1 protein-coding gene is annotated in these 379 nt (G+C 60.4%); it reads right to left on the bottom strand.

Annotated elements, in window-relative coordinates; genetic code table 11:
• Positions 1-379 (bottom strand): SIS domain-containing protein (locus Q5762_RS37360; RefSeq protein WP_315896761.1); only part of this gene is annotated, 379 nt, incomplete at both ends.

Raw genomic sequence — 379 nt, 5'->3', positions numbered from 1 at the left:
GCAGCTCATCATTGGGCGCTACCGAAATTACCGGCATCTCGTTATCCACCAGCGCCAACGGGCCGTGCTTCAGCTCACCCGCAGGATAGGCTTCCGCGTGGATGTAGGAGATCTCCTTGAGCTTCAGGGCGCCTTCCAGAGCAATCGGATAGTGGGCACCACGGCCCAAGAACAGCGCATGATGCTTTTCGGCAAACGCCTGGGAAAGCGCTTCGATCTGCGCATCGAGGCCTAGCACCTGCTGGCAGAGCGATGGCAGGGACTGAAGACCCGCCAGAATCTCCGGCTGCTCCGGCTGGCCTTTCGCTTTACTGACGGAAAGCGTCAGCAGCAGCAGTGCGATCAACTGCGTCGTGAATGCCTTGGTGGAGGCCACGCC

The sequence above is a fragment of the Streptomyces sp. P9(2023) genome (genome assembly GCF_032436795.1).
GTDB lineage: Bacteria > Actinomycetota > Actinomycetes > Streptomycetales > Streptomycetaceae > Streptomyces.
Note: the sequence above shows the minus strand (reverse complement) of the source record. Positions and strands in the feature narration are given on the sequence as shown.